This is a genomic window from Paenibacillus oryzisoli (assembly GCF_050467285.1).
Lineage (GTDB): Bacteria > Bacillota > Bacilli > Paenibacillales > NBRC-103111 > Paenibacillus_E > Paenibacillus_E oryzisoli_A.
Genome location: NZ_JBCMUN010000016.1, coordinates 168,435 through 189,258, shown reverse-complemented (window position 1 = coordinate 189,258; position 20,824 = coordinate 168,435). Strand labels below are relative to the sequence as shown.

Here is a 20,824-nt window from a genome sequence, read left to right as displayed (position 1 = left end):
CTGGCGCAAGGGAGGCCATGATTTTGAGTAATTGGGTAAAAACCATTCTGTTTTTGATCGGCTCCGCGATTCTCACGCACTGGCTTCCATCGTCGTTTTTCCGCAACCTGGACACGATGGTGCATGAGTTCGGGCATGCCGCGGTAACGCTGGCGCTGAGCGGCAAGGTCATGTATATCGAGCTGTACCGCGATCACAGCGGGGTGACCTACTCCCAGCTCACGAAGTCGTGGGCGCTGATCCCTGTCTCGCTGGCGGGGTATATGACCGCCTCGCTGTTCGCTTGGTTCCTGTTCTCGGCGTATGCCAAAGGCAAGCAGCGACTGGGGCTGCAAGTCATGACAGGGCTGTCTGCGCTGTCGCTCGTGCTGTTCGTGCGCAACGGCTTCGGCGTGTCGTTCCTTCTCGGCTTCATCATCGTGACCGTGCTGGCGTTGGCGCTCGCGCCGAAGTGGCTGCGGGACTTCTACTACCTCCTGCTCGCCTTCCTCTGCCTGGAGGAGTCGGTGTTCGGCCCGCTGTCGCTCGTCGTCTACTCGGCGCAGAACAGCCGCGCGGCCGGCGACGCCACGAACCTGGCGGCGCACACAGGTGTGCCGGCCATCGTCTGGGCCGTGCTGTTCAGCTTGTTCGCGCTGTGGTGCGCGAAGCAAGCCGTGCAAGCGTTCCTCGGGCGCAGCAAAGGGGCGCAGCGCCCTGCGAGACCTACCGCGATGTCTTATCGCGAGTAGGTCTTTTTTTCATGTTGTTTGGCCCCATTTAGAGGCTCAGCTTATCTTCCAAACGGGTCAGTACGGCTTCCAGTGTATCCAGTTGAGAGACATAGTACAGCAGCTCCTGCTTAATGGTGCGAAGCTCGTTGGGAGAAACGTTCAAGATTTTGTACGTCCGGAACGTATGCACAATTTCTCGATACATATGGTATCGGTAAGGGCGGTAATGCAGCTCTTCGCCCATCCATTCCGCTGCGCGCTGCAAGCCCGGAAGATTGAGCGTATGACGCCGGATATGCAGCTGCGTCTCGTAGGAGAGCAGGAAGTCGACGAACGTCTTGGCAGCCGGCTTGCGTGCCGACATTGTGTTGATGGCAAGCCCGATCACGACGAGAATTGTCCGCGAGTCGTGCAGATGCGGGAGAGGAGCGATGTCGAACTCGAAGTCCGCCTTTTTCAGCTCGTTCAGATTGGAATACGAAGCCATGATCATCGATGCGCGCTGATCCAGGAAAAGCGACAGGGCATCGGAATCGTTTTCCGTTGAGATATAAGGGAAATGCTCCTGCGCCAGCTTGCGGATCAATTCGAAGGCTTCGGCGATTTTATCATCGTGCAGATTGATCTTGCCAGCTTCGTCCCGCTCGAATTTGACGCCATTTTGAATCAGAAAAATCGGCCATCGGTTCTCGGACAGCATGTGGAAAAGGAACCCCAACCGCTCATTGCCTTTGGCGAGCTGGTTTGCTGCACGGCTCAGATCTTCCCACGTCCAGGAGCTGTCCGGCTCCATAAGCTGCAGCTCGCGAAAATGCTCGCGGTTGTAGCAGAGCATAACTGGCGTGAAGACGAACGGCAGCACATACTGCTGACCGTTTTCTATGAAATGCGTGTTCAAGAACGGATAGATGTCCTTGGCGGGCTCGAAGGGTTCGAGTAAGCTTTTGTCCGGGGTCTCACTCCGCATAAACGCGTAGTTGTACAGGTTGACGGTAATGACGTCGAACAAGCCTTCCTGCAAATACGTCTTCACCGCATCGCGCTCCTGCGGGAAATCGACGGGATACGGCTCCACAATGATGTCGTTTTGCATGGCATTAAACTGGCTTACAAGCTCCAACAGCTCTGTTTCTTGATGCAGGCTCGGGTAGTAGCCGAAACGGATAACCTCGCCCTGCTTCTCTTTTTTGCGAATGATGCGAGCGCCGATCCGCGGTACTTTTTCAATAAACCCCTCGGCAACCAACACCTCCAGCCCTTTGCGAACCGTGTTCTTGCTAAGCGTATACTGATCGCCCAGCTCCAACTCGGACGGAAGGAAATCCCCTTCGGCGCGTGCCCCGCTCAAAATATCCTGTTTCAGTGTAGCGACCATATTCTCCAGACGGCTTCTGGAGGTGGCCCTTTTCGGTTTCATGTGCGTGATTCCTCCAATATGCGCATTTACGTATATCAAAGTATACTACAGGAAAGAAGCTGCGTCATCTACGATCCTATGCTCACCATTGCAGGCATATCTTAATACATGTGCGGTAGAAATGAAATGTGTATGCGTTGTAAACTACAGATTGACAGAGAAATAGATGGGAAAATATAATCTAAAGTATACCAGAAATCAGAAAGGCGAAGAGACGGCATTTGTTGTGGTTTATGTAAGGGTTCATTTTATAACCGACTAAAGGAGGCACCATCACATGGCACGCTACGTTACCATTTCCTGCCTGGGGCCGAGTCCGCTTGCGTTGCAGGCAGATGTTCCGCCGAACGAGGCGGTCGAGCAAATGATCGACCACTGGCAGCGGCAGCTGGATCGGGTACTGCCCGATCAGCCGGACATCATCGTGCTGCCGGAAGTGTGCGATCGCCCCTCCAAGGCGACGTACCCCAAAGCGCAGCGCATGGCTTATTACGAGGCGCGGGGCACGAGAGTCCGCGATTTTCTGGCGATCGTCGCAGCCCAGCACCGCTGCTACATCACTTATCCGGCCCATGAGCAGATGGCGGACGGCACCTGGCGCAACAATGTGCAGTTGATTGACCGTAACGGCGGGATTGCGGGCGTGTACAACAAGAACTACCTCGTCCCGGACGAGTATACCGAGGCAGGGATTCTGTACGGCAAGGAAGCGCCGATTTTTGAGACCGATTTTGGTCGAGTGGCGGCGGCAATTTGTTTCGATCTTAATTTCGAAGAAATACGTCAGCGGTATGAAGCGGCTAAGCCGGATCTCATCTTGTTTCCCTCGATGTATCACGGCGGCTTGATGCAGGGGTACTGGGCATATTCGTGTCGGTCTTATTTTGCCGGAGCGATTGCGGGTCTGCCTTGTACGATTGTCTCCCCGCTGGGCGAAACAGTCGCGCAGAGCACCAACTATTATCCGTTCATCACCACTCGCGTCAACCTGGATGCAGTAGTACTTCATATCGACTATAATGGGGAGTTTTTTCGGCAGATCAAGCAAAAATATGGCACTAAAGTGCGCATCCACGATCCCGGCTATTTGGGAGCGGTGCTGCTCACGAGCGAAACAGAAGAGTTCACGGTGGAGGATCTGATCGCGGAGTTCAAGCTAGAGCGGATTGACGATTATTTGGCAGGAGCAGCGCAGCAGCGGTGCGAGCCTGGGCGCATGGAGCCGTAAGGCGGCAAGGAAGGGTAAGGGACTGAACGGTATGTGGTGTTGGTCCGAAGGGTGTTGAGTAGTTAGGTGACCGAGGGCGAGTGTTGCTGGTTTGGTGATTATGGAGTAGCTATGGGGCCTGGTGAGGGGGATCTGTCGGAAGGGATTGAGTAGTGAAGTGGCTGATGGTGAATGGTGCTGACCTGCTGCATGGCGTGGTGAGTGACGGGTGAGAAGCATGGGTCTGATTGTATGAGCCATAGAGGCTGACGGAGTTGGTCTTGTGCAGCTAATTCAGATATCTGGCGAGGTGGCAGGCGGATTCCTGCGATTAGGCAGGAATTTCCCGCGAAAGGGTCATTTTTAGTAGGATTCCTGCAAGAAAGCAGGCTTTTGGGGCGATTCTACTTGAAAAGGAGGCTTCGGACGAAAAAGCCTGCTAAATTGCAGGAATCTTCCAGAAGTCAGGGAGGAGATTAAGAAATTCCTGCCTATTTGCAGGTTTCGGTCCCCTCCCCCTCCGTCCCCTATGCCCGCTGTTTTATGCTCGAATCCGCCCATCGATCACCGCACCGCACGAAACCCTCCCGCCGTTAGCCACTCCAGAAGAAGCCACTCTACAAGATGCCGTTCCACAAGATTACCTCCACCCTGCACGCTCATGTAAACGCGAGACTGAGGAAAGGAGTTCCCGATATGACAAGAAAAAAGATCGGCCTGGTCGATCTGGACACGTCGCATCCGGCCAGTTTTGTGCCCATCCTGCGGGAGATGGGCTATGAGGTCGTCACCGTCTTCGACGGCGGCACGGTGCATCCCGCGGGCTATGCGGAAAGCTTTGCTCGCCAGTATGGCATCCCGCACGTAGCGTACAGTCTGCAGGAGGTGACGCAAAAGGCGGATATCGCCTTTCTCCACGGCTGCAACTGGGAGCTGCGCACCGAGCGTGCGCGGCCCTTTATCGAGGCCGGTATCCCGGTCTTCCTCGACAAGCCGGTCGCGGGTAGCCCCGAGCATCTGCACATTCTGGCCGACTGGGCGGAGAAAGGCGCCGTCCTGACCGGCGGCTCGGCGCTGCGCATCAGCGACGAGGTCAAAGCGTGGAAGGCGGAGGCTATTCCGCCGGACGAATGGGTGTATGGCCTCGCAGGCTGCGCCATTGACGAATTCAACTATGGCATCCATGCGTATGCCATGGTGCAGGGGCTGCTTGGCCCAGGCATCGTCGCTGCGCAGCACAAGAGCAGCCAAGGCGGTCAGCGCCAGGTGGAGCTGACCTGGGCGGACGGCCGCCGCATCCTAATCAGCGTAGGCGAAACCAAGGGCTACCTCCCGTTCTACGCGAGCCTCGTGACGCAAACGACAACGCACTACATCCGGACCGATAACAGCAAGCTGTATCGGGCCTTGCTCCGCGAAGTGATGCCCTACCTAAGTGGCGAAACAGATGAGCCGCCGATCCCGTTCAACCTTCTCATCGAAATCGAGCTGGCGGCCTTGGCGGCGAAGCTGTCCGGGGAGCTGGGCGGCCGGCGCATCGAACTCGCGGACATTCCCATGAACTACGCCGGCTATGATGGTCAAGCCTTCGCGCACAGCTACCGCGACGCCAAATACCCGCCAGTTGGAGGTGCCTTATGATCAAGATTGCACAAGCAGCCCTCGCCGTCGAAAAAGAACCGCTTCTCCACCCGTTCGGCTTCAAGGGCGGCTCCCTCAGCGAGCTGTGGCAGACGGTGGTTGGGCTTCAGAGCGAGAGCGGGCACACCGCGATAGGATTGGGGATTCAGAGTGTGCTGTGGTCGGATCCGGGCGTTTTTTTCAGCGCGGCGGAACAGACCGGAAACGAGCACATGCTGGCGATCACCCATCACGCGCTCGCGCAAACACGCGGTGCCGCGTTCAGCACGCCGCTGGAGCTGTCCCACAGCCTCCGTGCCTCCGCGCTCGCCTACGGCCGCGAAGTGACGGGCCGCGCCGAGCTGCGCGAAACGTTTGCGCTGAACGCGCTTGTGCCGCTCGATCACGCCGCGTGGCTGCTGTACGCGCGTGAGACGGGCCGCGAGCACTATGACGCGATGCTGCCTGAAACCTATCGCGAGCTGCTCAGTTACCGCAATGCGGAGCTGGGCCTCACGCCAGTCGTCGGCTACGGGCAGTCGCTGGATGAGATTCGGGGGCTGCTGGATCAGGGCTATTTTGTGCTGAAAATCAAAATCGGCTCCGATCCCGACAAAGACGGCGATCCCGACAAAATGCTCGCCTGGGATATGCAACGGCTCACCGAGATCCACGCGCTGGCCGCGGAGCGTACCACGTTGTATACAGACAGCGGCCGCGTCCTATACTATCTGGACGCGAACGGCCGCTACGATACGATGGATCGGCTGCTGCGCTTCCTGGATCACGCCGATAGCATCGGCGCGCTGGCGCGCATCGTTCTCCTCGAGGAGCCGTTCCCGGAGGAGAACAAAACCCCCGTGCACGCCGCGCCCGTGCGCGTCACGGCGGACGAGAGCGTCCACGGCGTGGAGGACGCTCTAGAGCGCATCGCGCTGGGCTACCGCGCCATCACGCTGAAGCCGATCGCGAAGACGCTCAGCGTCGCGCTCGAGGTGGCGCAGGCAGCGCTGACGCGCGGCGTGCCGTGCCTGTGCGCAGACCTGACCGTCAATCCGTGGATGCTGGATTGGAACAAAAACCTCGCCGCCCGGCTCGCCCCTCTCCCAGGGCTGAAGGTCGGCATCCTCGAGTCCAACGGGCATCAGAATTATGCCCATTGGGAGCGGATGCAGGGCTACCACCCCGAGGGCTGGGCGCCTTGGACGCAAAGTGCGGGCGGGGTGTACACGCTCGGCGACGATTTTTACGCGCGCAGCGGTGGCAGCTTTGGTCGGAGCCCGCATTACGAAGCTGTGCTGGCGGAGGTATGGAGCTAAGAGCGCTGCGCGATGGAGTGGGGGGGAAGCCCGTCCAAAGGGGCTGTCTGCCGAACGGTTCGCTGAGTATAGCAAGCAGTCGCGCTAGTAGGCTTACAGGCTTTTCCAACACAGGCAGACCGCCCTTCCTTGTGTTCTTGGACAATCTGTGATAAACTATCCATGCTAGTTGTATCAGGCGAAGAATAGGCAATTGGGGTGCTAACAATGGAAATTTTCATGAAAATTTTGCTCATCATAGCTTCGGTTGGGTTAATTGCGATTGTCCTTTTACAGAAAGGGAAAAGTGCAGGCTTGTCCGGTGCGATCTCCGGTGGTGCTGAGCATTTGTTCGGAAAGCAGAAGGCGCGTGGACTTGAGTTGTTCCTGTCTCGCTTTACTATGGGGCTTGCTGCGGCATTTTTCATCCTATCCATCGTTGTTGCGTACGTCGTGAAGTCCTAACCCACATAAATCGAACACAGCAGGGGAATTCTACTCCTGCTGTTTTTGCATTTCTATGGACAGGAAAAGAAAGGGAGATCGGACATCGAAGAACGTGTTTACAAGTCGACGGAACCGTTTTATTGGGAAGGGCGGGGAGAGAAGCGGGGAACCGGGATCCTTATGATTCACGGGTTTACAGGCTCGCCCTCGGAATTCAGACGAATCGGATACGCCTTGCGGGACGAAGGCTACACGATTCAGGCAGTGCGACTGCCCGGGCATGGCACCTCGCCGGAGGATATGCGGAGCACCGGATGGACGGATTGGTATGGGCATGTGCTGGAGAGTTATGAAACGCTTGCGGCCAAATGCCGCCAAGTGGTCATTATGGGGCATTCGATGGGCGGCCTGCTCGCCCTGAAGCTGGCGGCGGAACGCCGTACGGCCGGGGTGATTTCGCTGGCGGCGCCGCTTCGGCTGAGATCGCGGAAATCGGCGCTCGCGGCGGTGCTGCAATATGTTATCCCCTATATCGCCAAAAAGCCTAGAACAAGCTCCACCTTACTGGACGAGTCATGTGCTTATACCAAAACGCCGATTCGCTGCGTCGTCTCTCTGCGGAAGCTGATGCGGCATGTGAAAGGCTTGCTGTCACGGATCGAGGCGCCCATTTGGATCGGACAAGGATTGCGGGATGGGGTGGTGCATCCGGATAGCGCTTCTTTTTTGCAGGAAAAAGTGGGGTCGGGATGGAAAGAATTACATATGTATCACAATTCGTCTCATGGACTTCTGCTCGATCAGGAAAGAGAGCGGGTTTATGCGGACATTGCAGCGTTTATCCTTTCTTTGCCTGTGGCATACTATGGAGTGAGGGAATTAAGAACGGCGGAGTAGATAAACCGAGAAGAAGGTGAAAGTCATGAAAGTAACAAAAGACCAAATCGTAAGCTTCATGCAGGAGCAGGCGTACAAGCCAATGACATACAAGGAGCTGGAAAAGCACTTTGGCGTGGGGCGTGCGGACGATTTTAAAGAATTTATCAAGCTGCTGAATCAGTTGGAGGAAAGCGGTGACGTGGTGCGCGGCGCGAATGACCGGTACGGGGTGCCGGAGCGCATGAATTTGGTGAAGGGGCGGCTGCAGGCGCATGCCAAAGGTTTTGCATTTCTGATTCCTGAGGATCGTGAGCATCCGGATGTGTATATTAACGCGAACGATCTGCATACAGCGATGAACAATGATATCGTTTTTGTGCGGATTACTGCGAAAAGCCAAGGCGGCGGCCGCCTGGAAGGCGAAGTTGTTAAAATTATTGCGCGCGCGAACACGCAGATCGTCGGTGTTTTTCAAGGCATGGAGACGTATGCGTTCGTGATCGCGGATGATAAAAGGTTGGCGCGGGATATTTTTATCCCTCAGCAGGCGTTCAATGGGGCGGTGACCGGGCAAAAAGTCGTCGTCCGCATCGTGAACTATCCGGAAGGCCGTTCGGCCGCGGAGGGCGAAGTCATTGAAATTTTGGGTCATAAAGATGACCCTGGTGTAGATATTCTGGCGATCGTGCGCAAGCACCAGTTGCCGGAGGTGTTCCCGGAGGATGTGATGGCAGAGGCGGACGCCGTGCCGGACCGGATTTCGGAAGAGGAGATCGTCAGCCAAAGGCGCCGCGACTTGCGCGGGAAGCGGATCGTCACGATCGACGGCGAGGATGCCAAGGATTTGGACGATGCAGTGAATGTGGAAGTGTTGGAAAATGGGAACGTACGACTAGGCGTTCATATCGCCGACGTCAGCTATTATGTGCGCGAAGGCTCTGCGTTGGATACGGAAGCGTACAACCGCGGCTGCTCCGTGTACCTGACCGACCGTGTCATTCCGATGCTGCCGCACCGCCTGTCGAACGGCATTTGCTCGTTGAATCCGCAAGTGGATCGGCTGACGATGTCGTGTGAGATGGAATTTGACGCGGACCTGAAGGTCGTCTCTCATGACGTCTTCACAAGCGTAATCCGGACGAGCGAGCGTATGACGTACAAGAATGTACGTTTGCTGCTGACTGGCGAAGCAGAACCGGAGCTCGTCGAGCGGTATGCGTATTTAATGGAAGATTTTAAACGTATGGAGGCGCTGGCAGCGCGTCTTCGTTCCCGGCGGATGAAGCGGGGGGCCATTGATTTTGACTTTGAAGAGTCCAAAATCCTTGTAGATGAAGACGGCAAACCGACCGACATCGTGAAGCGCGAGCGCTCCGTGGCCGAAATGATGATCGAAGAGTTCATGCTGGCGGCGAATGAGACGGTGGCGGAGCATTTTACGTGGCTGAAGGTGCCGTTCCTGTACCGGATTCACGAAGATCCTGACGCTGAGAAGCTGATGAATTTCATGGAGTTCGTGACGACATTCGGCTACACGATGAAGGGCGGCAAAGGCGGTGCGATCCATGCGCGCTCCCTGCAAAATTTGCTTGAAGAGATCAAAGATACGCCCGAAGAGACGGTCATCTCCAAAGTGATGCTCCGCTCGATGAAGCAGGCGCGTTACGATTCGCAAAGCTTGGGGCATTTCGGACTTGCGGCGGAGTTTTACTCGCATTTTACGTCTCCGATTCGTCGCTATCCTGACTTAGTCATTCATCGGGTCATTCGTGAAGTATTGGAAAACGGCGGCACCCTGCCTGACGACCGGCACGAATATCTGGCTTCGCGGATGAACGACATTGCACAGCAATCGTCGGAACGCGAGCGAATCGCGGTCGATGCGGAGCGGGAGACGGAAGCGCTGAAGAAAGCGCAGTACATGCTGGATAAAATCGGCGAGGAATTCGAAGGCATTATCTCTTCGGTTACGGGCTTCGGGATGTTCATCGAGCTGGATAATACCGTTGAAGGGCTGATTCGTCTCAGCGATCTGACCGATGATTACTACAATCATCACGAGCAGCAGCATGCTTTGATCGGCGAGCGCACCTCGAAAATGTTCCGCATCGGCGACAGCGTCAAAGTTCGCGTCGTTCGCGTGAATATGGATGAGCATACGGTGGATTTTGAGCTTGTGGATATGAAGCCGCGCAAAGAGGGCGTATTCCCGCGCCGCGCAGGCGGCGGTGGCGGTAAGTTCAAGGGCGCTGGCGGGTTCAAGGGCTTCCGCGGCGGGAAGGGTGCCACGGGTAAAGGCGGCGCAGACCGAGGTAGAGACAAGGGCAAAGATAAGGACAAAGGCAAAGATAAGGGCACCGATAAAGGCAAGAGCGGTACTGGCCGCCATGAAAAAGGGAAGGGCGGCTATGTGGCGGTAGGCACCGGCGAGAGCGCGGCGCCGGAGGGCATTCGCGGCCGGAAGCGCGGCCGCGGTAATGGTGCTGCTGCGGCTGGCGAGGCTGCGCCGCAGCGCGTGGAAGGCGGCGGCGCGACGGACGACGCCGGCGGTGCGAAGGCACGGCGGAAGAAGTCGTCCGGGGACGACGCGCCGTGGTGGGATAAGAAGCGCGGCAAGAAAGGCCGCGCTGGTGGTGGTACGCTGAGCGAAGGCGGTTCGCTTAGCGAGCGATTGGCGGCTGTCGGCGCAGGGCGCACCGACAGCGGATCTGGCCGCCGCGCGGCCAAGGGCCGCGGCGGGATCGCGCTTGGGGGCGGCGGCGGTGAGGCCGCCCCTGATCTGGGCGCCGCGCCTGCAGAGCGCGGCGGTGTGGATTGGGCGAGCGGCGTGAACGCGCTCGCGAAGGGCGGTAAGAAGCGGCGGCGGTAGCGCCGCTTCTTGCTTTTCTGCAGTGATCTTGCTACAATAAATTGCACTCATTGTAGCAAGATCACTTGCTTTTTAGCAGGCGTGCGGAAGGGGGACATCTCACGTGGCAACCAAGAAGGCGGACGGCAAACTGCTGGCGCAGAATAAGAAAGCTTCGCATGATTATTTTATAGAAGACACCTATGAATGCGGTCTTGTGTTGACCGGCACGGAGATCAAATCCTTGCGGATGGGTCGCGCAAACATCGGAGACAGCTTCTCGACGATTCGCAATGGCGAAGCTTTTGTTCACAACATGCATATCAGCCCGTTTGAGCAAGGGAATCGCAGCAATCCGGAAGATCCTACGAGGACGCGCAAGCTGCTTTTGAAAAAGGCGCAAATCGCCAAAATGCTTGGTCAAGCCAAGCAAGAGGGCTATACGCTTGTACCGCTGAAAGTGTACATTCGCAATGGCTATGCCAAGCTTTTGCTCGGCATCGGCAAAGGGAAAAAGCAATTCGACAAGCGGGAATCCGCCGCGAAAAAAGATGCACAGCGCGACATTCAACGTGCGCTGCGCGAGAAGCAAAAAGTCGCGAGATGATTGGTTAGTATGGAAGCGAGCACCTTCACTTCCATGAAGCTGGACGTTCCATTTTGGCGTCCGTGTGGTATACTAGGTTTACAGCTTGAGATGAGCTGTAGTGACTAGCGCGAGCGACGTGTCCTTTTTAACCTTCACCGTTCTGATGAGCGGTTGTGAAGGCAATCCGGGGGTGTTCTTGGATTCGACGGGGATAGTTCGAGCGCGGGTTGCGGGTAGTGGGGCCGCGTCCACTATAAAACGCTAAAGCCTATTAAATGGCAAACAACAACAAACCTACGCTTTCGCAGCTTAATAACCTGTGAGCGTGCTTCTACTCAGCATCGCCCATGTGACTGGGATAGGGGCTCAACTATAGTGGGATACGACGCTCGGTCTCCGTCTGGGGTCGACGTAAGAAGATAATCAGACTGACCCAACGCATAGCCGGTTACGGGGCGCTGCTCGGGTGACATCAAAACTGTGACTACACCCGTAGATGCCTGTGTGGCGATATTTTCGGACAGGGGTTCGACTCCCCTCACCTCCATTAGAAAAACCCGCTATTTTAGTGGGTTTTTCGTCTTTTATATGGTCGATCTGTAGACGAAATGTAGACATGTCAATTTATCTGTTCAATGTGTTAGAGTTTTTGTAGACGAAATGTCTACGAAAATATCGAATTAATTTTTAATTCTTACAATTTATAATCATTAAATGTTATAATTTCCTAGGAGGCGAAACTATGGAGAAATTTAATAAGGCGCTAATTGAAGCTATTTCATCGTGGTCGAGACTTAGTGGAGAATGGGAAAAAATTGAAGATTCTCATTCCGATATAATATCTAAAAATTATCCATTTACTAAAGACTTTAGAGAAATCCTTAATGATTTGATTGAATGGAAAGAAAGTATGGAAGAAAATTGATCTGTACTAGTAGATAAGCCTCTAAAACCAGTTTAATTTGGTTTAGAGGCTTATTATTTACTGAGAGGATGTATTACATCTTAAAATATTTAGAATTAATTTTGAAGATTTTGATGGACTGTATTAGTGCTATAGGTAACTGATTGGCTATTTTTAGTTTCTGGGAAGATAGCTGATAAACCAATCATTTTTTCAAAACCACTTATTGGTTTTTTACTTCCATCTATTATAACTAAAGGATATATCATAAGTATTCCTTGGGAAGGAAGTTGCTTTTTATTCTTTAGAATAGTCTCTGTAATAATTTTTTTATCTGATCCCGTTCTTAAAGCTCCTATTGATATAGAACCTGTCTCTTGGGTTAAAAATGAACGTGTTGCCTGATTGCAAATAATTTCACCAATCTGCACCGGATATTGTTTGGTCATTGTGGACATCAATACAACTGTAAAATCTTTAAGTTCATCATGATCCAGATGCATTTTATTAATATAGTTAGCCCAGAGGTTTGGAGATCCAATAGTTGCGGATTCTGGGACAGCAAAGCTGTTAAGGAAATCAATTACTTTTTCTGTGGGTACCTCATACCATAGGTGGTTTGCGTTTACCGCTTCTGAAACGTCCCCTAGATTCCTTATGAAATCGTTTGTGTTTTTTGCATTCGAATTTATTACAGTGGTGTTGTCGCTAAATACAATTGTTTGCGGAGCTGAATCATTAAAAGAAATATATTCCATTTCTTCTCCAGCATCTTGTTGCTTCAGAAGGCTAGTCACAAACATTATTGAGTGTGATCTAATCTTTAATCCAAACTGAGTTGGCTTTAGGTTGTTTCTTCTCATTTCTACCAACATATTTTTTAAATCTTGGCTTGCTAAGGCAATATGTCTATAACTATTGATTAAATTTGAAGTAGTATAAATTCTGCACAAATCTTCAAAGCCTTTTTTATATCCAAACCATCTACCCATCTGCATTAACGTATCATATGTTTTACTGGATCTTAAATAATATGAAATAGTTAGATCTTCGAGAGTAAGTCCTCTTGAAAGTTTATCGCCACCAACTGCAATTACGTTTAATCCTCTTTCTTTATGTTTTGCGTAGTCTAGGCTATCCTCAGACTCGCCATTGATGGTCATTACCCTAATTAATGACTGTTCTTCGTTGTTCTTATCTAATACTTTTTCCGAAAGAACAGACTTAATTTCTTTTAATACTGTGTCCCATTTATCAATTTTATTGTAAATTTGCATACTCATAGATGTCGGTACGTAATCACTTAAGAAGATTTCTTTGAATTCATGAATAATGTTGGAATCCTCTTCTACTATTAATTTTTGTATACTTTCAAGCTCTTCACTAACTTTTTTACTAAGATCTGTATGCGAATTGATGGATCGATCGGTATGAATAAGCATTGAGTTATGCTTTCTAATCTGTCCACGCAATCTTCTTATAGCAATTGTAATTACAAAGGATTTGATAGCATTTTTCAGCTCACTTGAGAAATGATTGATATCATCATTAACATTTGTAGCTAACGGTCTTGTCAAAGGCATGCCTTCACCATCTTTGAATCCAAACAATTCTACTGGTCCAAGGTAATCTTTGTTTGTAGAAAGCGCAAGAATAAAATCTTTTGGGAAAAGATCTTCTCCAAAAATCGGATGATTTGTTTCATGATTTATTAATACGTTTGCAAAAGGTGTTGCTGTATATCCAATGTATGAAGTCTGTCTAATATTACTTAGAATTTCTCTAATACATCTATTGATTGGTGAAGGTATATACTTAGCTTGATTTCGATCAGAGGACGTTTTAACAGATTTAATATCAATAGACGCCTGATCAGCTTCATCGTCTATGATAAGGGTAGGTGTATTAATCTTTACTCTTTTTATAAATGAAATTAATGCTTCAAGGACAGTTGAGTTTTTCTTAACAACCACTACTAAAGGAACTTCTTTTGTTGGGGCTAAGTTTACATTTTTTAAGGAATCATTGTTTACATCTCCGTCTGATGCTCTTGTTGTTAGACATACCGTGTTAAAGTTTGTAATCTTCCCAATGCCTATGAGAGTCCTCCCAAACTCTTCGGCTACATCATCAATTGTCGTTTCATAACCCAATACATCTGAATCGATCCGCATCTGCGTTTGGCTTCGCAAATCATTATGAATACCTGAAAGCACGATAATAAATCCATACCCTGCATCAATTGATTTATTGATTAGTCCAATGAAATGTTCAGTTTTTCCAGATTGGACGTTACCGATTACCAAGCCATTAGTACGAAATGCAATATTAGAAGAGGGATCACCCATTTCGGTTAGCACAAGATCAGTGGTCTCATCCAGTTCATTTACCTGATGTAATTCTCTATCTTTGACACCTGTTAGGTAGTTTCTGTAACTTTCCCAACGATTCCATTTAATTCGATTATAATCATTTTTCAGCCAATGATTATTGCTACCAGTGGATAGTAAGACCGTATCATTCTTACTTCGAATAATATCGGCAACTACTTCATCCAAGATGTAACTTGTTAATTCATTTGCATCAATATCAGAATATCTTTTAAGTGAAATTATTTCTGTAACAACTTCTCTGACATGACTAAATACTTGAGTTTCATCTTCGATATCAATAGAATCAAGTTGCAATAGGTCAGTGGCCGCACGTTTTGCAGCTTGAAACATTTTTAAGTCAGATCGAATATTGGCTGATCCATTCATAGTATAACCACCTCTTCAATAATATTCCATTTTATTCTACAATAAATGCATTCAATAATATAGGAGTTTAGGGGATTTCTAAAAATTATTATCGCTAATAAAAAATTAGCTAACTTAATAGCAATATCTAATAGTAGAAATATATATTATTTTATTGAATTAGGGAGTAATTGATCAGGAATGATTAAAATTTTTCTTTACGAGGGGGGATAACATATGATCGGAACGACTAAGACAATATTTTCAAGAAGACATCAGCGATGCAATAGTGTTTGTTTGTGCCGAAAAATGCTATAATACGAATTTAAGGCTTGCGATAAAAATAGTTATTAATTAAAATTGAATTAAGATACCAAACACACGTTCCACAAGGAGAAAAGTATGAATAATTACTCTATACCTAACAATTTTAACGTTCTTGATTTGTTTTGTGGTTGTGGCGGGCTTTCACAAGGCTTTATTCAGGCAGGATATAATGTATTATTAGGTGTCGATTTTGACGAAGCTGCGTTAAAAACCTTCAAATATAACCATACAGAATCAAAAGCTATTAAAGCAGATTTATCCACAGATGATGCTTTTACAGACATTGAGATCGCACTTGGCTCCCAAAAAGTGGATGTAATTATTGCTGGGCCTCCATGTCAAGGTTTCTCATTAACAGGCTCAAGAGATATTAACGATACGAGAAATACTCTATACCTAGCGGTTGTTAAAGCCGTTAGAAAGTTTGAACCAAAAGCCTTCTTAATAGAAAATGTGCCTGGAATGGCAACTCTATACAATGGAAAGGTAAAGGAACAAATTATCAATACATTCGAAGACCTTGGATACAATGTTACAGTTACTGAAAAGCCTCTTTTAGCAGCTGATTTCGGTGTTCCCCAAATGAGGAGAAGAATGTTTTTTGTTGGTGTACAAAGAGAACTTGGTAAGTTTGTTATGCCGGAACCAACAAATTCCCCTGAGAATTATGTAACTTGTGAGCAAGCAATTTCTGATCTTCCAAGTCGTGAAAATGATTTAGGGACTGAAGTTGACGAGTATCCTGTGCGACCACAGAGTGAGTATCAAAAGATGATGAGAGCTAATAGTACAAAGTTACATAATCATGTTGCAACTAAACATACAGATTATGTAAAATCCGTTATTATTCAAGTGCCTGAGGGTGGGAACTACAAAGATCTTCCGCCAGGTGTTGGTGATAGTAGGAAGTTTAATGAAGCATGGACAAGATATCACAGCAAGAAGCCTTCTCGCACTATCGATACAGGACATAGGAATCATTTCCATTATAAGTATAATCGCGTTCCTACTATTAGGGAAAATGCAAGACTTCAATCATTTCCTGATGATTTTGTATTCTTAGGAACTAGAACTCAACAAAACAGGCAAGTTGGCAATGCTGTTCCTCCATTACTTACTTATAACATAGGCAAGCAGCTCATTAAGTATTTAAAGCAAGCACAAGAATTTGAACGTTTGGAAGATTACCAAATGATCCCAAATTTATAAAAGGTGAGATATAGGTGACTTTAAAAGTGGGCAATAACGATAGGTATAATACTTTAGAGTTATTCGTAGGCTGTGGCGGTTTGCTTGATGGCTTCGAGAAGTGTGGTGGTTACGAAACAATTGCAAGCGTTGAATGGGCCGAGCATGCCTGTAAAACTCTGGTTAATCGTTTGAAGTCAAAATATCACTATGACGATGCACAAAGTAAAGTTTTGCATTTCGATATTCAAAGGACATACGAATTAATTAATGGGTGGAATAACGATGAAGAATATGGCTCTCATAGTGGTTTAGACAAAGTTGTTAATGGTAGGAATATCGACATTGTAATAGGGGGACCTCCATGCCAAGCGTATTCTTTAGCGGGAAGAATTCAAGATAAAGATGGCATGAAGTATGATTATAGAAATTATCTTTTTGAAAGTTACCTAGAAGTAGTAAAAGTTTATAAGCCTAAATTAATTGTATTTGAAAATGTTGAAGGAATGTTATCTGCTACCCCAGATGGAGTGAATATTGTAGAAAAGATAAAAGAAGGTTTTAATAATCAGGGTTTTGACATTATTGATGATATTCGAGGTAATGCTCTTTTAGATTTATCAGAGTTTGGGGTTCCACAAAGAAGAAAGAGGGTTATATTAGTCGGATTAAACAGAGACCATTTTGGGGATAGGAATTACAACCAGAAATTACTTTTAGAATTTTATAATAGTATACTACCTAAATATAAATCCCCCCAAATTCCAACTGTTTATGATGCAATTCATGACCTTCCCGCATTCTTTCCTGTAAAAGAGCCGGAAGCGACTAAAAAAATGAAATTTTCACATGAACCTTCTGTCTCAGCTATCAACGGGCATACCCCTAGATTTCATAATAAACGGGATATTGATATTTTTCGTACACTTGCAGAAGATATAGAGTCTGGAAATAACAAATTTCAGAGTACTGACTCATTAAAACAGCTATATACAGAAATGACAGGGAAAATATCAAATGTGCATAAATATTTTGTGTTAAGATGGGATCAACCAAGTAACACAATTCCAGCTCATCTAAAAAAAGATGGTTTAAGACACATACACCCAGATCCTGCTCAAGCAAGATCAATTACTGTGCGTGAGGCCGCTAGATTACAAACATTCGATGATGATTTTGAATTCTTAGGTAGTATGGTGCAAAATTATGAAATGATAGGTAATGCAGTTCCGCCTGAATTCGCAAGAAGATTAGCCGCGGCTGTAAGTGAATTAATGTTAAGAACCAAGTTGCAATAAATGCAACTTGGTTCTTTTTTAGTGAATGAACTTTCCGAAAATGTTATTCTGGTGAAATGACAACATTTCTATATTTGGCCAAAATAAATGATTTTTGGGTAAATGTATTTCTTTACCGTGAATATCCTGCAATTGAGTAATTTTTGTTTCCATAGCTCTTTCATGAACCTTGATTTTGAAGTCATGTTGAATTGTAAAAAATCCATTATCGAAAGCCCAATGAAGGTCCATAGATAATGCAATGCCATTAGAGGGGTGATCAGAGCCACCGTATTCCTTGCCTTTAATATGGGCCGCATGGACATTTGTCAGTTCCTTAAATGAAATTGAAGTACCACTTACTGCACATTTTTTTTCATATGCGTCAATTACTGCTATCCTGAACCGGCGATTCCTTTTGATCTTTTTAACTAAGGATATTGTTCGTTCTACACCTTCATTTTGAAGGTTCTCCTTGAGTAGATCTGCCAATGCTTCGGAAGACAAAGATGATAAGTCTGAAGTTTCTTGTTGTAATTGTTCTTCGCTAGTTTCAGAATGAAAATCTAAATCCGATGTTTCAAGGTCCCACATTTCATCAAATAGGATACCATTACCAATAAGAGCAAGTATAGGAATTAATGCCGAGGAGCTTCTGCCAACTTTGAATTGTGTTACTAGATCTTTAATTAAGCCATAATTATTAGCTGTTGTCCTAATATGATATATCACGTGATCCTCTGTAGATTGAGAAGATGGCAAAAAAATAATAATATCATCAGGATCCAAATTACTAAAATAACCCGAATATATTCTGTACTCATCTCGGCCATTTTCTTTATGATATACATGTTTATCATTATGGTAGGTATAGATAAAATCATATACCACATCTTGATTTTTTACTCTAACCTTAAAATTCTTGTTAGGATTCGCATATCTTGTTGGAAGTTCTTCAAAATAATTTCTAGCAACATCCTTAGGGACTAGTGCAAATGAGCCAGCTCTTCCGCCTGAAGGACGGATACCAAGTTCATTAGACTGTAATATTTTGGCGAAGACAACTCCTGTATCATACATCTTTGAACCAATAATTTTGTAAAGGCTGCTTTCTGCTTTTAGGCGAGGCTGATAAGTTAAATGATTTCCTTTTCTTGTAAGTAAGGTTTTAAATTTGAAAGGGTTTAATAAGGCTTTTAGTGCTATCAAATTATCCGAAATCTGTTGTTCATTTTCTAAATCAATTTCCATAAGCCTAGAAAGGGAATTTTTTGAAATTTCGTATGTCTCTGTTAAGTTTTGAATTAAGAATTTTCCGTACTCTAATGAATTCATATCACCAACACCTCGCTGATTTATTGTTGATAAAAAGCCGATTTAAACAATATATATTAGTTAAATCAGCGTTCTTGATTAAAATTTACCACTAACGCTGATTTGAGTCAACTATTTCGTTTTATTTAGATGAAAAACCAGACCAAATCAGCGTATTTGGTCTGGTTTTTCATTCTTGAATTGTTCCTTCTTCTTGTATTATCCTTTCGATAAAGCCTTTGATTTTCTCTAGATCAATATCATTATTAGTTCTTAAAGGAAATGCCCCTACACTTGGAGTGACCGAACCAGGATAGTAATAATACAGTGATTCTTCCGTTCCAGGGTATAGAACATATGCTCCAGATGAACCGCGGATAGCATCTTTATAAGCGTGCATTTTAACAATGTCTTCATTTTTACTGAAGCCTTCCACTTCATCTTTCTCTATATTATCTTTTAGAAAATTGATCCGATATTTTGCGTCAAAATGAATGAAAGTCTCAAATGATTGTTCCTTTTTATCAATAACCAGTCTGATTGAGCAGTCAGGTCTCAAAGTAAGCGAATATGACATTTCAGACTTAAGCTTATGATGTTGGAATTCTTTGTTATAGAATAAGGTTGCAGTTACGAGCTTATCCTCGTATTTCTTTGTAAATATGGTTTTACTTTCTCTTCCTTTTTTCAAATTGATGCTGAATAAATCTTTTTCAACTTTGATGATAGAGTTTTCCTTTTCGACTCCAAAAATATCAACACATATTTTTCTCAATTTGATAAAACACCATATTTCATAAAGTTCGTATATTGGTCTAACATCAGCTAAGGTCTGCTCAAGAGCCATATTTGGATGCCATGAGAGTTTTAATCCTAGTTGTAGTCTAAGATCAAATTGTAAGATCTGACGATATCCGTTTCGCTTTTGTAGAACCTGTGAATTTGACGGTATATGATTTAATTGCTGGATTTGATTCCATAATGGTTCTGATAAATATTGTTCTAAAAGATCCAACCATCCGGTTAATTCTTTTAAGCTTGAATTAAAGACACTTTCATTTGCGTTCTCTTTGCTCACTTTTTCCTTTAATTGCACAAAGAGCGTCTCACACAAATTTTCAACTTCAGTTAAAAAGTGCTTAATATATCTATTTTCAGGTGTATCAATAGTTTCGTACTTAAGTGTTTCAAACATCTTAATTGGTGTGAAACCATTAAATATTGGCGCTAAAGCACCGCCCTTATTAAATGGCAAAGTTGTTCCCCGTGAGGCAATTTGGCTAATGTTTGGATACTTTACTAGTGAGGTGTCCACAATGTTATTTTCATTTACAAGTTTTGAGTGAATATTATTCATTATAGTATTCAAAGCTAAGGGCAGAGCATCCGCGGCAAATAATCCCCGTAGATGAAACATAATAATTAGAAAGTCAGCTTCCTTCTCATTTTGAGCATCGAAATGGTACCCCGTTGACATTCCCATTTGAAGCAAAATTTCACTAGACTCTTCTGCAATATCTGTCAAAAGAGAAAGGAAATCTTCTTGGTAGTTGATTTTTGATGAAGCAACCTCACAAAAAAGGCCCTCTTGTTCTCCTATCGACAAATCTAAGATTCCAACCTGGTTCTTAGTTTGTAGTGTACCTGATATAATTATAAACTTTTTGTTATCTCTAGTTTCCTGCTTCCATGTCTTTTCGGGATTAAGCTTAAAATTACTTGATAACCTCAGGTTATTAAAAGGAAACGAATTTATTCCATCTACTATCTTTTCCTTTAGTTCAATCAATGACAATGGAATCGTGACTGATATAAAATAATTTGTATTTTCTCTTAGTTGAATAGGATAGTACATACCGGATTCATCTAATCTTAGACCAATTGCAGGGGAATATGAAAAAGCCTTATCATCCGCTTCAGTTGTTGCAGTGTGGATATATTCTATTGGAACAGAAATACTCTCGCCTTGCTTACCATTCAAATAATCAATTTCTAATTCATATAGTGAGTTTGGCCATTTTATTAGAAGGCTTTTGATATTTATCATCTGATTATATC

Annotated in this window: 15 protein-coding genes and 1 other RNA gene; 12 read left to right on the top strand and 4 right to left on the bottom strand. The window is 46.6% G+C overall.

Annotated features, from left to right (window positions below; genetic code table 11):
• Nucleotides 1–23: 23 nt before the first annotated feature.
• Nucleotides 24–731 carry a M50 family metallopeptidase gene (locus ABE504_RS25400; RefSeq protein ID WP_430094231.1) on the top strand — a complete coding sequence of 236 codons (708 nt, stop codon included), beginning with the start codon at nt 24–26 and terminating at the stop codon, nt 729–731.
• Between the two features lie 28 nt (nt 732–759).
• Here the strand turns inward: ABE504_RS25400 and ABE504_RS25395 are convergent, their stop codons facing one another.
• Complete coding sequence (locus ABE504_RS25395) at nt 760–2,130, bottom strand: extracellular solute-binding protein (RefSeq protein ID WP_430094229.1); 1,371 nt, start codon at nt 2,128–2,130, stop codon at nt 760–762.
• Between the two features lie 277 nt (nt 2,131–2,407).
• Here ABE504_RS25395 and ABE504_RS25390 point away from each other — a divergent pair, with 277 nt between their 5' ends.
• The 9 genes from ABE504_RS25390 to ABE504_RS25350 all read left to right on the top strand — a co-directional run bounded on the left by ABE504_RS25390 (nt 2,408) and on the right by ABE504_RS25350 (nt 11,943).
• Complete coding sequence (locus ABE504_RS25390) at nt 2,408–3,358, top strand: carbon-nitrogen hydrolase family protein (protein WP_430094228.1); 951 nt, start codon at nt 2,408–2,410, stop codon at nt 3,356–3,358.
• Nucleotides 3,359–4,033: 675 nt separating this feature from the next.
• Entirely contained in the window at nt 4,034–4,978 is a 945-nt protein-coding gene (locus ABE504_RS25385) for a Gfo/Idh/MocA family oxidoreductase (protein ID WP_430094226.1), read from the top strand.
• Nucleotides 4,975–6,276, top strand: coding sequence for an enolase C-terminal domain-like protein (locus ABE504_RS25380; protein WP_430094225.1), 1,302 nt, complete (start codon nt 4,975–4,977; stop codon nt 6,274–6,276). The genes ABE504_RS25385 and ABE504_RS25380 overlap by 4 nt, the downstream gene beginning before the upstream one ends.
• Before the next feature lie 207 nt (nt 6,277–6,483).
• Nucleotides 6,484–6,720, top strand: coding sequence for a preprotein translocase subunit SecG (gene secG / locus ABE504_RS25375; RefSeq protein ID WP_126143991.1), 237 nt, complete (start codon nt 6,484–6,486; stop codon nt 6,718–6,720).
• A 162-nt stretch (nt 6,721–6,882) separates the two neighbouring features.
• The gene (locus ABE504_RS25370) at nt 6,883–7,599 is read left to right on the top strand and encodes an alpha/beta hydrolase (protein ID WP_430094223.1); all 717 of its coding nucleotides are present in this window, start codon (nt 6,883–6,885) and stop codon (nt 7,597–7,599) included.
• A gap of 25 nt (nt 7,600–7,624) precedes the next feature.
• Nucleotides 7,625–10,450 carry a ribonuclease R gene (rnr, locus tag ABE504_RS25365; protein ID WP_430094221.1) on the top strand — a complete coding sequence of 942 codons (2,826 nt, stop codon included), beginning with the start codon at nt 7,625–7,627 and terminating at the stop codon, nt 10,448–10,450.
• A gap of 103 nt (nt 10,451–10,553) precedes the next feature.
• Nucleotides 10,554–11,036, top strand: a complete 483-nt coding sequence (gene smpB, locus ABE504_RS25360) for an SsrA-binding protein SmpB (protein ID WP_126143988.1) — start codon at nt 10,554–10,556, stop codon at nt 11,034–11,036.
• Nucleotides 11,037–11,204: 168 nt separating this feature from the next.
• Nucleotides 11,205–11,568: a transfer-messenger RNA gene (gene ssrA, locus ABE504_RS25355) on the top strand.
• Between the two features lie 192 nt (nt 11,569–11,760).
• Entirely contained in the window at nt 11,761–11,943 is a 183-nt protein-coding gene (locus ABE504_RS25350) for a hypothetical protein (RefSeq protein WP_430094219.1), read from the top strand.
• A 95-nt stretch (nt 11,944–12,038) separates the two neighbouring features.
• Here the strand turns inward: ABE504_RS25350 and ABE504_RS25345 are convergent, their stop codons facing one another.
• The gene (locus ABE504_RS25345; RefSeq protein ID WP_430094217.1) at nt 12,039–14,681 is read right to left on the bottom strand and encodes a Z1 domain-containing protein; all 2,643 of its coding nucleotides are present in this window, start codon (nt 14,679–14,681) and stop codon (nt 12,039–12,041) included.
• A gap of 381 nt (nt 14,682–15,062) precedes the next feature.
• Here ABE504_RS25345 and ABE504_RS25340 point away from each other — a divergent pair, with 381 nt between their 5' ends.
• Nucleotides 15,063–16,196 carry a DNA cytosine methyltransferase gene (locus ABE504_RS25340; protein ID WP_430094215.1) on the top strand — a complete coding sequence of 378 codons (1,134 nt, stop codon included), beginning with the start codon at nt 15,063–15,065 and terminating at the stop codon, nt 16,194–16,196.
• A 14-nt stretch (nt 16,197–16,210) separates the two neighbouring features.
• Nucleotides 16,211–17,473 (top strand): DNA cytosine methyltransferase, encoded by a 1,263-nt coding sequence (locus ABE504_RS25335; RefSeq protein ID WP_430094213.1) that lies wholly within the window; start codon nt 16,211–16,213, stop codon nt 17,471–17,473.
• Nucleotides 17,474–17,491: 18 nt separating this feature from the next.
• Here the strand turns inward: ABE504_RS25335 and ABE504_RS25330 are convergent, their stop codons facing one another.
• Together ABE504_RS25330 and ABE504_RS25325 are read right to left on the bottom strand one after the other, a co-directional pair.
• Nucleotides 17,492–18,787, bottom strand: a complete 1,296-nt coding sequence (locus ABE504_RS25330) for an HNH endonuclease (protein WP_430094211.1) — start codon at nt 18,785–18,787, stop codon at nt 17,492–17,494.
• Nucleotides 18,788–18,956: 169 nt separating this feature from the next.
• The gene (locus tag ABE504_RS25325; protein WP_430094208.1) at nt 18,957–20,813 is read right to left on the bottom strand and encodes a DUF2357 domain-containing protein; all 1,857 of its coding nucleotides are present in this window, start codon (nt 20,811–20,813) and stop codon (nt 18,957–18,959) included.
• Nucleotides 20,814–20,824 lie beyond the last annotated feature (11 nt).

Bases quoted from the DNA above. Each gene is read 5' to 3' on its own strand.
- ABE504_RS25350 (WP_430094219.1), top strand. From the start codon at position 11,761: ATGGAGAAATTTAATAAGGCGCTAATTGAAGCTATTTCATCGTGGTCG.
- ABE504_RS25325 (WP_430094208.1), bottom strand. From the start codon at position 20,813: ATGATAAATATCAAAAGCCTTCTAATAAAATGGCCAAACTCACTATAT.
- ABE504_RS25385 (WP_430094226.1), top strand. From the start codon at position 4,034: ATGACAAGAAAAAAGATCGGCCTGGTCGATCTGGACACGTCGCATCCG.
- ABE504_RS25345 (WP_430094217.1), bottom strand. From the start codon at position 14,681: ATGAATGGATCAGCCAATATTCGATCTGACTTAAAAATGTTTCAAGCT.
- ABE504_RS25340 (WP_430094215.1), top strand. From the start codon at position 15,063: ATGAATAATTACTCTATACCTAACAATTTTAACGTTCTTGATTTGTTT.
- ABE504_RS25380 (WP_430094225.1), top strand. From the start codon at position 4,975: ATGATCAAGATTGCACAAGCAGCCCTCGCCGTCGAAAAAGAACCGCTT.
- ABE504_RS25390 (WP_430094228.1), top strand. From the start codon at position 2,408: ATGGCACGCTACGTTACCATTTCCTGCCTGGGGCCGAGTCCGCTTGCG.
- ABE504_RS25370 (WP_430094223.1), top strand. From the start codon at position 6,883: ATGATTCACGGGTTTACAGGCTCGCCCTCGGAATTCAGACGAATCGGA.
- ABE504_RS25330 (WP_430094211.1), bottom strand. From the start codon at position 18,787: ATGAATTCATTAGAGTACGGAAAATTCTTAATTCAAAACTTAACAGAG.
- ABE504_RS25395 (WP_430094229.1), bottom strand. From the start codon at position 2,130: ATGAAACCGAAAAGGGCCACCTCCAGAAGCCGTCTGGAGAATATGGTC.
- secG (WP_126143991.1), top strand. From the start codon at position 6,484: ATGGAAATTTTCATGAAAATTTTGCTCATCATAGCTTCGGTTGGGTTA.
- rnr (WP_430094221.1), top strand. From the start codon at position 7,625: ATGAAAGTAACAAAAGACCAAATCGTAAGCTTCATGCAGGAGCAGGCG.